Origin of the sequence: Stutzerimonas stutzeri KOS6 (genome assembly GCF_000307775.2) — a bacterium.
Classification (GTDB): Bacteria; Pseudomonadota; Gammaproteobacteria; order Pseudomonadales; family Pseudomonadaceae; genus Stutzerimonas; species Stutzerimonas stutzeri_B.
Window position 1 is genome coordinate 1528860 of the sequence record NZ_KK020676.1, and the last position, 14047, is coordinate 1542906.

Below are 14047 nucleotides of genomic sequence, written 5' to 3' on the forward strand. Positions count from 1 at the left end.
CAGGAAATGCAAGAACCAAACCAAGGCGCGCCAAAGCGGCGCGGATTGGCCAAGTGCTGCGCAGTGGCTGCCTGCCCGATGACCCATATTGGTGACTGACGGTTTGAGCGATGTAAAGACGCACCAAATGTGTGCGCCTTGTGATCATAGAAAGGGCACGAAGGGAATGTCGCGTTTTTCCACTGGCTTGTCTTTCAGTGGGCATTCCGGGCGGACGCCGTAGTCGGTCTTGCGGCATGGCCTGACCATACGTTGCTGGGCCAGGGATGTGCGGATCAGATGGAAGGTCCGGCGTGCGCTGCGTTGCAGTTCGTGCCCCTGCTCGTCCAGCACGGCTACCGCCAGCTGATGGCTGCCCCGGTCGACATTGCTCAACTCGAACGTGGCCTGCCCGCCCGGTGCGCCGAAGGGCTGCCCGTCGAGCAGCACCTGGTAGGCATGTCCGGCGTGCAGTTCGGGCTCCGCTTGCACGGTGACGCTGAGCGTGCCGGCGTTGTTGCGAATCGTCTCGTCGTCGGCAGGGCTGAGGATGTGCAAGTGATAGTCGATGACGGCAACCGTCACCGGTGGCTCGGTGATGGCGGCGGGCGGCGCTGTGGGTGCCGGCATGCTGTTCGCGGGCTTCAGCCTTACTTCTTCAGCCGCCTGGCCGGCCGGGCGGTCGGTGAAGACCCGGTTGCCCTCGGCGTCTACATAGGAGTAGATGCCGGCGAGGGCGGGCCAGGTAGCCATCAGCAGCAGGCTGGCGGCTAACTGCCGGAGCTGGCTCAAGGTGCAGGTCTCGGTGGCGGTGGCCGCAATGCCGGGCTCGAGGTATTGACCCGCTGCACGGTGAACAACTGCGGCTCGCTGCGCTGGATAACGCGTTCTCCGCGAAGGACTTCGATCTGCAGGCGATGCTCGCCGCGATCGACATTGTTCAGTTGCAGGGAGGTAGTGCTGCCGGGGGCGGCCTGGGGGATGCCGTCGAGCAGAAAGCGCAGGGTATGACCACGCTGCAATGCCGGTTCCAGCAGGGCGCTGACGACGAAGGTGCCATTGTTGGCACGCAGCGCTTGCTCGTCCGGAATGCCGCTCACCTGCAGTGTCCGGTAGGGCGCTTGCTGCGCCTGCCGCTCCGGCAATGGCGGTGGTGGCTCGGGGGTGCGAATGTTCACGGTGTTGGCCGGTGGCAGGTCGATCGTGTCGGCCTTTACGCCTTCCGGTGGCTGGTTGGTGAACACCGTGTTGCCTTGTCCGTCGATGTACTTGTAGATCTCGGCGAAGGCCGGGACGCTGAAGATCAACAGCAGGCTGAGCAGTGCGCTACGCATGGGAGACTCCGCGGAGTTGGACTGCCGAAGCCTTGCACTGCGTCGACTCGCAGGCAAGTGCGATCGGTGGGATTTGCGAGGCGTGACAAGCTGCACGAATCGCCGCCGGACTGCAGAAACGAAGAAGGCCACCCGAGGGTGGCCTTCCTTTCACGTGAGCTGGATCAGACGCTGTAGTACAGGTCGTATTCCAGCGGGTGCACGAAGGTGCGCACCTTGATCTCTTCCTCGGACTTCAGCTCGATGTAGGCATCGATGAACTCGTCGGAGAACACGCCGCCCTTGGTCAGGAACGCGCGGCCCTTGTCCAGCTCTTCCAGGGCTTCCTTCAGGCTGCCGCAAACCTGCGGGATCAGCTTGCCTTCTTCCGGCGGCAGATCGTAGAGGTTCTTGTCGGCGGCATCGCCAGGGTGGATCTTGTTCTGGATGCCGTCCAGGCCAGCCATCAGCAGTGCAGCGAAGCACAGGTACGGGTTGGCAGCCGGGTCCGGGAAGCGCGCTTCGATACGGCGGGCTTTCGGGCTCGACACATACGGGATACGGATCGAGGCGGAACGGTTGCGAGCCGAGTAGGCCAGCATGACCGGCGCTTCGAAGCCCGGGACCAGACGCTTGTAGGAGTTGGTCGACGGGTTGGTGAAGCCGTTCAGTGCCTTGCCGTGCTTGATGATGCCGCCGATGAAGTACAGGGCGGTCTCGGACAGGCCGGCATAGCCTTCGCCAGCGAAGGTGTTCTTGCCATCCTTGGAGATGGACATGTGTACGTGCATACCCGAACCGTTGTCGCCATACAGCGGCTTCGGCATGAAGGTCGCGGTCTTGCCATAGGCGTCGGCGACGTTGTGTACGCAGTACTTCAGGGTCTGAACTTCGTCAGCCTTGGCGACCAGGGTGTTGAACTTCACACCGATCTCGTTCTGACCGGCGGTGGCCACTTCGTGGTGGTGCACTTCGACGACCAGGCCCATCTCTTCCATGGCGTTGCACATGGCAGTACGGATTTCGTGGTCGTGGTCGCACGGCGGAACCGGGAAGTAACCGCCCTTGACGGCCGGGCGGTGGCCCTTGTTGCCGCCTTCGACGTCGCCGTCGGTCATCCAGGAGCCTTGCTCGGAGTAGATCTTGAACATCGAGCCGGAAATGTCGGACTTGAACTTCACTTCGTCGAAGATGAAGAACTCCGGCTCCGGGCCTACGAATACGGTGTCACCGATGCCGGTGCCTTTGAGGAACTCTTCGGCGCGCTTGGCGATGGAGCGCGGGTCGCGGTCGTAGCCCTGCATGGTGCTCGGCTCGACGATGTCGCAGACCAGGATCAGGGTCGGCTCTTCGGTGAACGGGTCGAGAGCGGCGGTATCGTCGACCGGCATCAGGATCATGTCGGAGGCTTCGATGCCTTTCCAGCCATGGATGGAGGAGCCGTCGAACATCTTGCCGTGCTCGAAGAAGTCTTCATCCTGGGCGTCACGAGCCGGAACGGTGACGTGGTGCTGCTTGCCTTTGGTATCGGTGAAGCGCAGATCAATCCACTTCACATCGTAATCTTTGATCAGTTGAAGCGACTTCGACATGGTGTTCTCCAAGTGGTGGAAGCGTGACAGTGAGCTTCCGAATCAGGGTGAAGCCGGGCGGCGATGTTCCGCCAAGGCGACCTGCCTCACAAGGGAGCAAATTGCATGCCAGTGCTCTTTCTTGGAACTACAGGCCCGTATCAGCGGTGCTGCGGCAATTCTCCGCGTCACAGCTTAGCAATAGCCGGATATTGGTGCTCGAAAATGGTGCGATATGTTGTTTGTGCGCATTGTTTTGGTGCGTTTAGCCGCTTTTGAAGAAAGCGATTAAATGTTGAGCAGTTTCCGCTATACTCCGCGCCCCTCTTTTCCTGCCACGTCGGCACCCGCGCTGTTTCCATGAAGCTGATCGTCAAGGTTTTCCCCGAAATCACCATCAAGAGCCCACCGGTGCGCAAGGGCTTCATTCGCCAGTTGGCGAAGAACATCCGCACCGTGTTGCGCGAGCTCGATCCCGGCCTGCGGGTCGAGGGCGTGTGGGACAACATCGAGGTGGAAACCGCGCTCAGCGAGCCGAAGCTGCTGCGCGAGATGATCGAGCGCCTGCGCTGCACACCCGGTATCGCCCATTGCCTGGAGGTCCATGAATACCCGCTGGGCGATCTCGATGACATCGTTGCCAAGTGCAAGGCGCACTACGCCGAGCGTCTGCCGGGCAGGATCTTCGCGGTGCGCTGCAAGCGTGCCGGCAAGCATCCGTTCAGCTCCATGGACGTCGAGCGGCATGTCGGCAGCCAGTTGCGCCAGCAATGCGGCGCGGCCGGTATCTCGCTGAAGGCGCCGGAAGTCGAGGTGCGCATGGAGATTCGCGATCAGCGTCTGTTCGTCGTGCACGAGCAGCACAATGGTATCGGAGGCTATCCGCTGGGTGCGCTGGAGCAGACCCTGGTGTTGATGTCCGGTGGCTTCGATTCCACCGTCGCCGCCTACCAGATGATGCGGCGCGGGCTGATGACGCATTTCTGCTTCTTCAACCTCGGCGGCCGTGCCCATGAGCTGGGGGTGATGGAAGTCGCCCACTATCTATGGAAGAAGTACGGCAGCTCGCACCGCGTGCTGTTCATCAGCGTCCCGTTCGAGGAAGTGGTCGGCGAGATCCTGCAGAAGGTCGACAACAGCCAGATGGGCGTGGTCCTCAAGCGCATGATGCTACGTGTCTCGACGCAGATTGCCGAACGCCTGCATATCGACGCGCTGGTCACCGGCGAGGCGATCTCGCAGGTCTCCAGCCAGACTCTGCCGAACCTCTCGGTGATCGATTCGGCCACCGACATGCTGGTGCTGCGCCCGCTGATCGCCAGCCACAAGCAGGACATCATCGACACTGCCTTCGAGATCGGCACCGCCGAGTTCGCCAAGAACATGCCCGAGTACTGCGGCGTGATCTCGGTGAACCCGACCACCAAGGCCAAGCGCTACCGCATCGAGCACGAAGAAAAGCAGTTCGACATGGCTATTCTCGAGCGGGCGCTGGCCAGTGCCCGCCAGGTCGCCATCGATCGCGTGATCGATGAACTGGGCCAGGATTTGCAAGTGGAAGAGGTCGCCGAGCCAAGTGTGGGCCAGGTGATCCTCGACATTCGTCACCCCGACGCCGTCGACGACGAACCGCTCGAACTGGCTGGCATCGAAGTGCAGGCGCTGCCGTTCTACGCGCTGAACAACCGATTCAAGGAGCTGGATGAAAATCGCCAGTACCTGCTGTATTGCGACAAAGGTGTCATGAGCCGCCTGCATGCTCACCATCTGCTGAGCGAGGGGCATGTCAATGTACGCGTCTATCGTCCGGCCTGACTCATCGGTGAAACAGCCGGGGTTGCTTGGCGGCAGCATCCGCCACCGCCCTCCCGACCGGCATTGATCGCAAGGCCATGCCATTACAACCTCGGACAGCCTGACGCCGTCCGGACTACTTCAAGCTTCCAGCCTCAGCTCGAAGCTCTCTAAAGAGAAACGAATCAGTGATCGAGAATCTACGCAACATCGCCATCATCGCCCACGTCGACCATGGCAAGACCACCCTCGTCGACAAGCTGCTGCGCCTGTCCGGCACCCTTGACCGCAAGGAGCTGGAAAACGAGCGCGTGATGGACTCCAACGACCAGGAAAAGGAACGCGGCATTACCATCCTGGCCAAGAACACCGCGCTGAAGTGGAACGGCTACAACATCAATATCGTCGACACCCCCGGCCACGCCGACTTCGGCGGTGAAGTCGAGCGCGTGATGAGCATGGTCGACTCCGTACTGCTGGTGGTCGACGCCCAGGACGGCCCGATGCCGCAGACCCGCTTCGTGACCCAGAAGGCGTTCAAGGCCGGCCTGCGTCCGATCGTCGTGGTCAACAAGATCGACCGTCCGGGCGCGCGTCCTGACTGGGTCATCGACCAGATGTTCGACCTGTTCGACAACCTCGGCGCCACTGACGAGCAGCTGGACTTCCCGATCGTCTACGCCAGTGCCCTGAACGGCATCGCCGGCATGGATCACGAGAAGATGGACGACAACATGGACGCCCTGTTCCAGGCCATCATCGACCACGTTCCGGCACCCAAGGTCGACCTCGACGGTCCGTTCCAGATGCAGATCTCGCAGCTGGACTACAACAGCTTCCTCGGCGTGATCGGCATCGGCCGCATCGCCCGCGGCACCGTCAAGGCCAACAGCCCGGTCACCGCCATCGGCGCCGACGGCAAGAAGCGCAACGGCCGTATCCTCAAGATCATGGGTCACTCCGGTCTGCAGCGCGTCGAAGTGCAGGAAGCCGAAGCCGGCGACATCGTCTGCGTATCCGGCATGGACGAGCTGTACATCTCCGACACCCTGTGCGACCAGAACGCCGTCGAGGCCCTGCCGCCGCTGACCGTCGACCAGCCGACTGTGAGCATGACCTTCCAGGTCAACGACTCGCCGTTCGCCGGCAAGGAAGGCAAGTTCGTCACCAGCCGCAACATCAAGGACCGCCTGGAAAAGGAACTGCTGCACAACGTGGCCCTGCGCGTCGAGCCGGGCGACAGCCCCGAGAAGTTCAAGGTATCCGGTCGTGGCGAGCTGCACCTGTCGGTGCTGATCGAAACCATGCGTCGTGAAGGCTTCGAGCTGGCCGTAGGCCGCCCGGAAGTGGTGATCATCGAGAATGAGGCCGGCGAGAAGCAGGAGCCGTACGAGAACGTCACCATCGACATCGAAGAGCAGCACCAGGGCCCGGTGATGGAGCAGATGGGTCTGCGCAAGGGCGACCTGAGCAACATGGTCCCGGATGGCAAGGGCCGTGTGCGCCTGGAATACACCATCCCGGCGCGTGGCCTGATCGGCTTCCGTAACAACTTCCTGACCCTGACCTCGGGCTCGGGCATCCTGACCTCGACCTTCAGCCACTACGGCCCGATCAAGGCCGGCGAAGTGACCAACCGCCAGAACGGCGTGCTGGTCTCGATGGCCACCGGTACCGCGCTGACCTACTCGCTGGAAACCCTGCAGGCACGCGGCAAGCTGTTCCTGGCGCCGGGCGACGAGATCTACGAAGGCCAGCTGTGCGGCATCAACAGCCGTGACAACGACCTGGTGCTCAACCCCACCAAGGGCAAGAAGCTCGACAACATGCGCGCTTCCGGCAAGGACGAAGTCATCGCCCTGGTTCCGCCGATCAAGTTCACCCTCGAGCAGGCGCTGGAATTCATCGCCGACGACGAGCTGGTGGAAGTGACGCCGAAGTCGATCCGCCTGCGCAAGAAGTACCTCAACGAGAACGACCGCAAGCGCTTCGAGCGCAGCAAGGTCTAAAAAGAGCTGCAAGAGAAAGCCCCGTCCGGTGAAAGCCGGCGGGGCTTTTTTGTGGTTGCTGATATGGCAGCGGGTAGACCGGCATCGATTTTTTTCGGTTGTCGTGCATCCGTTCGATTCTCTGGCGTGTAGTACAGACAGCGGCCCTCTCGCCGCAAACCAGATCACTACCGGAGAATTACGATGAACGCGACGCTCTTCCTGAACATGACCGGACTCGCCTTGGCACTTGGCGGCAGCGCTACTGCCCTGGCGCAGCAAGATGTCGCGGACGCGGTGAAAGTCCCTGACGGCTACAGGGTCAGCATGGAAACGGTCGGCGTCGGCGAGATCACCTATGAATGCCAGGCCAAAAGCGATGCCGCTGGCGGAATGGCCTGGGTCTTCGTCGGTCCGAAGGCGGCGCTGAACGATCGCAGCGGCAAGCAGGTGGGCACCTACTACGGCCCGCCCGCCACCTGGGAAGCCAGCGATGGCTCCAAGGTGACTGGCACGCAGCTGGGCGTGGCGCCTGGCGGGGAGGGCAACATTCCGCTTCAACTGGTCGAGGCGAACCCGGCCGAAGGCTCCGGTGCGATGACCGGCGTTCGTTACATCCAGCGCCTGGCGACCAAAGGCGGTGTAGCGCCGGAGGCGGCGTGCATGGCGTCGAACAAGGGCGAGCGCCAGACGGTGGCGTATCAGGCGGACTATCTTTTCTGGGCGCGCAAGTAAGCGGGGCGTTCAAGCGGTGATCCGCTCGCACTGAGCGCCGATTGCCTCTAAGCTCCTCGAGCCCCGGCGCAGTTGCCGGGGCCATCTCCAACCGAGTGACGGATCACGTGTCAGCGCAACCAGCCCTGTTCGATTACGAAGCCGCCCTGCATGCTTGCGCCCGCGGTGAGCGTTCCGCCTTGCATGGGCTTTACCAGCAGGAAAGCGCACGCCTGCTTGGCGTGGCCCAGCGCATCGTGCGCGACCCGGCCCTGGCCGAGGACATTGTCCATGACGCCTTCATTCGCATCTGGAACAAGGCCGCCAGTTATGACTCCGCGCGCGGATCGGCGCGCGGCTGGATCTTCAGTGTTACCCGCCACCTTGCGCTCAATGCGGTGCGCAACGACGCCAGGCAGGTCCAGCTGGACGACTCTGACGCGGCTGTCGAGGCTCAGGACGCCATTCCCGGCTGGCAGGCGCAGACCGACGCCTTCGATTGGCGGGTCAGCCCCGGCCGCATGGATGCCTGCCTCGAGCAGCTCGAGCCGGTGCGTCGCAATTGCGTGTTCCACGCCTATGTCGACGGCTATTCCCACCAGGAGATCGCCCAGCGTCTTGGCGCGCCTCTCGGCACGGTTAAAGCCTGGATCCGGCGCAGCCTGACTGCCCTTCGCGAGTGCATTGGATGAATACCGAACCGAAAGGTCCCGACGAGAGCCTGCACGAGCTGGCCGGCGAGTACGTGCTCGGCACCCTGTCCGCCGCCGAGCGTGAGCGGGTCGAGCGACGTCTGGACACCGAGCCCGCCCTGCAGGCAGCGGTCGACTACTGGGAGCAACGGCTGCTGCCGCTGACCGACCTGGCGCCGCCGCAGACACCATCATCGCGTCTGTGGCCGCGTATCGAGCGCAGCCTGGATGAGTCCCGGCGGCAGACAACTCCGGCTCCGAGCGTGCGTCGGTCCGGCCTGTGGCATAGCCTGGCACTATGGCGAGGGTTCGCGGCGGCGGGAATGAGCGCCGCGCTGGTACTCGGCGCCCTGCTGCTGACACGTGTGGCGCCAGAGCCCTCGCCGACCTGGCTTGTGGTACTGGCAACGCCTAACGAGCTTTCGCCCGGCTGGGTAATGCAGGCCGGGAATCAGGGCAGGGAGCTGGAGCTGATTCCGCTGGGCGTTACCCGGATTCCTTCCGACAAGGCGCTGCAGCTATGGACCAAGGCCGATAGCTGGCAGGCGCCCGTCTCCCTCGGTCTGGTCAAGCCGGGCGAGCCGTTGAAGATTCGCCTCGACGACCTGCCTCCGCTGCAACCCGATCAGTTGTTCGAGCTCACGCTGGAGCAACCTTCAGGCTCGCCGACCGGCAGACCGACTGGCCCCATCCAGTTCATCGGCCGCGCGGCAAAGGTGATATGACGAGAAAGGCCAGGGGAAAGGGGATTCTGGCCTGTCTGCGAGGTGCTTCGGATCGCTTCCGGCATCTCCGCTAACCTGGCGCCGTTTCCAAGGACTGGAGAATGCGACCGCTTGCCTGACCTCGCGTTAGTCTTTCTCGCGCTCCAGCTTGAGTAAGGTCCCGCTGGCTCAGCGGGGCGTGACCGGCGCGCCACTGCGCCGCCAGGCCGTGCGTGCCGGCTTGTGCAGCCAGGAAGCCAGCAGGCGGGTCGACAGCGGGATGAACAGGTAGGTCATCAGCGGCGTCAGCGCCAGGGTGCTGAGCAGGATGCGCAGCGTCAGTGGCAGTTCGCTCAGGGCATCGCCGAACAGGATGTGGAACAGCAGCGAGACGGGAAAGAACGCCAGCCAGATCGCCACGCTCTGCTTCCAGCGTGGTGGCAGGCGGTCGCCATTGCCGAACCAGGCGTCGATGCCGTGGACGCGGTGCTCGTGGGGCTGGGCGAAGAGTTCGCCGCCGCGTTGCAGCCAGGCACGACGCGAGGCCGAATGTTCCCAGGCATCGAGGGTCGGTTCGTCGGCGAAGCGGAAGATCATCTGGTACTCGTCGTCGCCCGCTGGTGGGGCAAGCACGCCAGAACCGAGGTAGCCAGGAAAGTCGGCGGCCAGTTGTTCGCCCTCGTGAAGCCAGGCGAGGAAGTCGTGGTAACGACCGTCGCGCACGCGGCGGGCCACCATCAAAGTGACGGGTTCGCTAGACATCGTGTATCTCCAGCATCAGGCCGGCGACCCGGATAGGGCGTTCGGCGTTACGCAGCGCCGGGGTGGTGGGCTGCGATGAAGGCCATGCGAGGATCGTTCCGGTTGGCGGAGATCCCCGGTGCGCGCGGCGTTCCGGTTAGGTCGGCAGCGCGGGTGCGTCACTATACGGGGAAAGTGCCCTGTTGAGCAGCGCGGCTCGCACCACCGTGGACACCGTTGCCGCCACGCGCAAGATCGGCCTGCCCATGGTGGCGGCCCTGGAGCTGGACTATTCGTCCGGCAGCCGGATAGTGCGGCGAGCAACGTACACCAGTAGGTTGGCGCTTGGCGCGGTGCAACGAGAATGACCGCAAGCGCTACGAGCGCAACGAGGTCTGGCCGGGACTGAAGTAAAGCAAGGGCACCTTCGGGTGTCCTTGTGGTTTGTCAGGTGCATGCTGCGCAGCGGCCTGCAGGACTTGGTAGGGCGGCCTCGGTCGCCCGCTTTACTGACGGACCCAAATCTGCGTGCGGCCCAGCGCCTCGATGCCGATGTAGCCGCGCACCTCCAGCTTGTCGCCGCCTTCGAGCAACTTGGCCTTGGCGTGGTAGGTCTTGCCCTTGGCCGGGTCGAGGATGGTGCCGTCGCTCCAGGCCTGCTCGCCGTCCGGCTTTAGGTCCCAGAGGATGGTCATGCCAGTGATGGGCTGATCCCTGCGCTCCCCGTCGCATTCGCTGCAGACCGGGTTCGGCCCGTGATCCGATTTCAGGATTTCGGCGACCTTGCCGCTCAGCGTGCCGTCGGCAGCCTGCTGGATTTCGACGATGGACTTGGGCTTGCCGGTTTCGTCGTCGATGGTCTGCCAGCGGCCGGCAGGCGATTCGGCAGCAAGGGTCAGTGAGGAGAGCGAGAGTGGCAGGGCCAGCAGCAGGGCATTGAACAGTGAGCGCATGGTGTCTCCAGTGTGGAAAAGGCAGCGCCGACTCTAGCACCGCTGTTTTCGTTACGCTGGACCAGGTGGCTGACCGGCCGGTTCTCCTGCCTGGGTGCTGGCGAAGCGCAGCCATTTCTGCGCCTCGCCGGCGTCCTCCGGCATTACTGCATCATCGCGATCACCCGGTTGCGCAGTTCCGGGTCGGTCTGCACGGCCTCGTTGATGGCGTTGTACTCGTCGATGCTGATGTCGTTTTCCTCGATCACGCCGAGCATCTTCTCGTTGGCCTGCTGCTGAAGATCGCGGGCCTTGTTGGCGTCTTCGGTCTGCTGCAGCTTGCCGGTGAATTCCTCGCGGATTTCCATGATCTCGCCGAGTGACTCGGCAAAGCTTTCCAGTTTTTTCTCACCGAACTGCTGGGCCTGTGCACCGGCCGCCGGCTGCGCGGTAGGGGCCGGGTTGGCTGATTGCGCCGATGCAAGGGGGGCGGCCAGGCCGAGGAACAGCGAGAAGATTCCGGCGAAGGCGAGACGAGCGTTGTGCTGGGTCATGTTCATTCCTGCTTCGGTTAAAGACGCTTTCGACAGTGCAGCAGCCGTGCCAGGTGCTAGCTTTTAACGTAACTGATTGAAAGATAAGTAATTGATCGTTTCATCGGGGCGCGCTGGCCGTAGCCAGTGGCCTGCTGTAGTGTGCCGGTATGACACATGTATCAATCTGGCAGCGCCCGGCGAGCCTGCGTGGCGCGCTTTTGCTTAAGGTCATCGTGCCGCTCATGGCGATCATGTTCGGCTTCAGTTCGGTGGTGCTCTGGACGGTCGAGCGCAGCAGCGAACGGCGCCTGCAGGCCGAGGTGGAACTGGTCGCGCGGGCGGTGCGCCTGCCGCTCAGCGCCAGCCTGGAGAAGAACCACGAGCGCACCCTGCAGCAGGTGCTCGAGTCGGTGCTTGGCGTCGGTCGCGTGTATGGCGCCTATGTCTACGACCGTGACGGCAAGCTCGCGGCGTACGCTGGCGCGGTGGAGCCGGATCAGGACGAGTCGGCGATCCAGCAGCTTACCGCTGGCGGTGAGCGAACCGGCGCCTATCAGCGCATCAACGGTCGCGCCGTGTATTCCTACTTCGTCCCGCTGGAGGAAAGCGGCGGGCAGATCAATGGCTTGTTGCAGGTAACACGGCGCTGGGGCGATTTTGAGCGGGACATCCGTCGCCTGCGACTGATCGCCGCCGGGCTGGGCGGACTGCTGGCGGGTGTGGCGCTGGTGGTGATCCTGCTCGGCCATCGCTCCGCAGTGGGCCGGCACCTGCAGCAGCTGGCACGCAGCATGGAGCGGGTTGCCGCCGGCGAACGCGAGCACCGCGCGCCACGCAGCGGGCCACAGGAAGTCGTCGTACTGTCCGGTGCGCTGAACCAGATGCTCGACAGCATTGCCGCCGCCGAACGCCAGGTGGCCGAGCAGCAGGTCCGCGAGGAGCAATTGCAGGCCCGCCTGCGCCAGAGCCAGCAACTGGCTGCGGTGGGTCGTCTGGCGGCCGGTGTGGCGCATGAGTTGGGCAGTCCGCTGAGCGTGATCGACGGCAAGGCGCAGCGCGTGTTGCGCGACGACGCGCTGGACGAGCCCTATCGCCGCGCGCTGTTGCAGATTCGCCAGCAGGTGGCGCGGCTCAGTGCCATTGTCCGCCAGTTGCTGGATTTCGGCCGTGCCGCTGGCTCGCCGCTGCGCAAGGTGCCCGCCGAGGTGCTGGCACATTCGGCCGCCGCGGCGGTTGCCGACGAGCTCGCCGCGCTGCAGGTGCGGCTAGAGCTGCAGGCACCGGCGCAAACGCTGTACTGCCGGGTCGACCCGCCGCGTTTCGAACAGGCGCTGACCAATCTGCTACGCAATGCCGCACAGGCCAGCCCTGGCGGATTGGTACGGCTGCGCTGGTGGCGCGATAGCGCCGAACTGATGTTGCAGGTCGAGGACGATGGCCCCGGCATTGCCGAGTCGAACCGCGCCGCGCTGTTCGAGCCGTTCTTCACCACCAAGCCGGTCGGAGAAGGCAGTGGCCTCGGCCTGGCCGTGGCGCATGGCGTGGTCAGCGAGTGCGGCGGCCGCATCGAGCTGGTGAGTGGACAGTTGCCGGGGGCGGCGTTTCGCATCGCACTGCCATTGAGCGAAGAGGAGGTCGAGCATGACTGATGTGTCGCAGGAGCGGGTCCTGCTGGTCGAGGACGACGACAGCCTGCGCCAGTTGCTGGTCGAGGAGCTGGAAGATCGCGGCCTGCAGGTGCGTGCGCTGGCCAGCGCGGAGGAGGCGGTCGGCTCGCTGGAAAGCTGGGAGCCGGCGCTGGTGGTCAGTGATCTGCGCCTGCCCGGCGCCGATGGCATGGCGCTGCTGCGACGGGTCAAGAACATGCAGGCGGCACCGGCATTCCTGATCATTACCGCCTTCGGCAGCATCCAACAGGCGGTGGCCGCTTTGAAGGAGGGGGCCGACGAGTTTCTCACCAAGCCGCTGGATCTCGAGCACTTCGCCCTGGCGGTCGCCCGCGCGCTGGAGACGCGGCGCCTGCGCGACGAGGTACGGCGCTTCCAGCAGTTGCTCAGCGATGATCGCTTTCACGGGATGCTGGGGCGCAGCCGGGTGATGCGCGGGCTGTTCGACCAGATTCGCCAGCTCGCCCGCGCTGAGGGGCCGGTGCTGGTGATCGGCGAGAGCGGCACCGGCAAGGAGCTGGTGGCCAGAGCGGTGCATGCCGAGAGCGAGCGCGCCAAGGGGCCGTTCCTCGCGATCAACTGCGCCGGGCTGCCGGCCGAATTGCTGGAAAGCGAATTCTTCGGCCATGTCGCCGGTGCTTTTACCGGCGCCAACCGCGCGCACAAGGGGCTGTTCCAACAGGCCGACGGCGGCACGCTGTTTCTCGACGAGATCGGTGAAATGCCGCTGCCGCTGCAGGCCAAGCTCTTGCGGGTGCTGCAGGAAGGCACGATCCGCCCGGTGGGCGCCGAGCGCGAGCTGACGGTGGACGTACGCATCATTGCCGCCAGCAATCGCCCGCTGGAAACCGAGGCCGGCCGCGAAGCCTTTCGCGAAGACCTGTTCTTCCGTCTGGAGACCTTCATCCTCCAGGTGCCGCCATTGCGCGAGCGCGAGGAGGATCTCGAGCTGCTGGCTGCCGGCTTCGTCGCTCACTTCGCTGCCCGCAGCGGGCGGCCGGTGCGCGGCCTGGCGCCAGCGACGCTGGAGCAGTTGCGGCGTTATCCCTTTCCCGGCAACGTGCGCGAGCTGCAGAATGCCATCGAGCGTGCGGTCACCTTCTGTCATGGCCGCAGTATCGAGCTGGAGCACCTGCCCAGCCGTATCGCCGGCTATCGTCACGACAACGCCCGCAGCGCCGGCGTCGAGCTGCTGGCCCGGCTCAGCGACGGCCCGTTGCTGCCGACGCTCGAGGAGCTGGAGCGGCGCTATATCGAGCATGTGCTCAAGCTGGTGGACGGCAACAAGCGCCGTGCCGCCGCGTTGCTCGGTATCGGCCGGCGCACGCTGTACCGACGCCTGGGCGAGCGCGAAGAGGGTTGATGGTCCTCGCCGTGGCGGCGCTGAGCGCGCACACTGCGCGCCCTCACACTCAA

General features: G+C 64.1%; 14 protein-coding genes. 8 read left to right on the forward strand and 6 right to left on the reverse strand.

Translation table 11 applies throughout. The annotated features are described in order from the left end of the window. Window positions 1–144 precede the first annotated feature (144 nt). The 3 genes from B597_RS35090 to glnA form a co-directional block, all read right to left on the reverse strand. Window positions 145–771 carry a DUF4124 domain-containing protein gene (locus B597_RS35090; protein ID WP_024162056.1) on the reverse strand — a complete coding sequence of 209 codons (627 nt, stop codon included), beginning with the start codon at window positions 769–771 and terminating at the stop codon, window positions 145–147. Next, the gene (locus B597_RS35095) at window positions 768–1313 is read right to left on the reverse strand and encodes a DUF4124 domain-containing protein (RefSeq protein ID WP_024162057.1); all 546 of its coding nucleotides are present in this window, start codon (window positions 1311–1313) and stop codon (window positions 768–770) included. The genes B597_RS35090 and B597_RS35095 overlap by 4 nt, the downstream gene beginning before the upstream one ends. A 164-nt stretch (window positions 1314–1477) precedes the next feature. Further along, window positions 1478–2884, reverse strand: a complete 1407-nt coding sequence (gene glnA / locus B597_RS35100; RefSeq protein WP_003297280.1) for a glutamate--ammonia ligase — start codon at window positions 2882–2884, stop codon at window positions 1478–1480. A 339-nt stretch (window positions 2885–3223) separates the two neighbouring features. On the opposite strand from glnA, the gene thiI reads away from it, so the two are divergent. The 5 genes from thiI (at window position 3224) to B597_RS35125 (ending at window position 8776) form a co-directional block, all read left to right on the forward strand. After that, the gene (gene thiI / locus B597_RS35105) at window positions 3224–4678 is read left to right on the forward strand and encodes a tRNA uracil 4-sulfurtransferase ThiI (RefSeq protein ID WP_003297282.1); all 1455 of its coding nucleotides are present in this window, start codon (window positions 3224–3226) and stop codon (window positions 4676–4678) included. Window positions 4679–4845: 167 nt separating this feature from the next. Further along, window positions 4846–6666: a translational GTPase TypA gene (gene typA, locus B597_RS35110; protein WP_003297284.1), complete on the forward strand. Its 1821-nt coding sequence runs from the start codon at window positions 4846–4848 to the stop codon at window positions 6664–6666. Window positions 6667–6849: 183 nt separating this feature from the next. Further along, window positions 6850–7380 carry a DUF3455 domain-containing protein gene (locus B597_RS35115; protein WP_003297286.1) on the forward strand — a complete coding sequence of 177 codons (531 nt, stop codon included), beginning with the start codon at window positions 6850–6852 and terminating at the stop codon, window positions 7378–7380. A 107-nt stretch (window positions 7381–7487) separates the two neighbouring features. Beyond that, on the forward strand, window positions 7488–8051 hold the full coding sequence (locus tag B597_RS35120) for a sigma-70 family RNA polymerase sigma factor (protein ID WP_003297288.1): 564 nt from the start codon (window positions 7488–7490) through the stop codon (window positions 8049–8051). Then, the gene (locus B597_RS35125; RefSeq protein WP_003297290.1) at window positions 8048–8776 is read left to right on the forward strand and encodes an anti-sigma factor; all 729 of its coding nucleotides are present in this window, start codon (window positions 8048–8050) and stop codon (window positions 8774–8776) included. The genes B597_RS35120 and B597_RS35125 overlap by 4 nt, the downstream gene beginning before the upstream one ends. Window positions 8777–8944: 168 nt before the next feature. Here the strand turns inward: B597_RS35125 and B597_RS35130 are convergent, their stop codons facing one another. Continuing rightward, a complete protein-coding gene (locus B597_RS35130) occupies window positions 8945–9517 on the reverse strand; it encodes an antibiotic biosynthesis monooxygenase (RefSeq protein ID WP_003297292.1) in 573 nt (190 codons plus the stop codon). Between the two features lie 182 nt (window positions 9518–9699). On the opposite strand from B597_RS35130, the gene B597_RS47330 reads away from it, so the two are divergent. After that, window positions 9700–9864 carry a hypothetical protein gene (locus B597_RS47330; protein WP_192939398.1) on the forward strand — a complete coding sequence of 55 codons (165 nt, stop codon included), beginning with the start codon at window positions 9700–9702 and terminating at the stop codon, window positions 9862–9864. A gap of 138 nt (window positions 9865–10002) precedes the next feature. Here B597_RS47330 and B597_RS35135 read toward each other — a convergent pair whose 3' ends face one another. Both B597_RS35135 and B597_RS35140 read right to left on the reverse strand, forming a co-directional pair. Continuing rightward, window positions 10003–10449 carry a DUF2147 domain-containing protein gene (locus B597_RS35135; RefSeq protein ID WP_003297293.1) on the reverse strand — a complete coding sequence of 149 codons (447 nt, stop codon included), beginning with the start codon at window positions 10447–10449 and terminating at the stop codon, window positions 10003–10005. Between the two features lie 143 nt (window positions 10450–10592). Next, a complete protein-coding gene (locus tag B597_RS35140) occupies window positions 10593–10982 on the reverse strand; it encodes a DUF4168 domain-containing protein (RefSeq protein ID WP_003297295.1) in 390 nt (129 codons plus the stop codon). 149 nt (window positions 10983–11131) lie between these two features. Between B597_RS35140 and B597_RS35145 the strand changes: the two genes are divergently transcribed. Then, complete coding sequence (locus tag B597_RS35145; RefSeq protein WP_003297297.1) at window positions 11132–12613, forward strand: sensor histidine kinase; 1482 nt, start codon at window positions 11132–11134, stop codon at window positions 12611–12613. Further along, window positions 12606–13994: a sigma-54-dependent transcriptional regulator gene (locus B597_RS35150; protein ID WP_003297299.1), complete on the forward strand. Its 1389-nt coding sequence runs from the start codon at window positions 12606–12608 to the stop codon at window positions 13992–13994. Before B597_RS35145 ends, B597_RS35150 begins: the two co-directional genes overlap by 8 nt. Window positions 13995–14047: the final 53 nt, after the last annotated feature.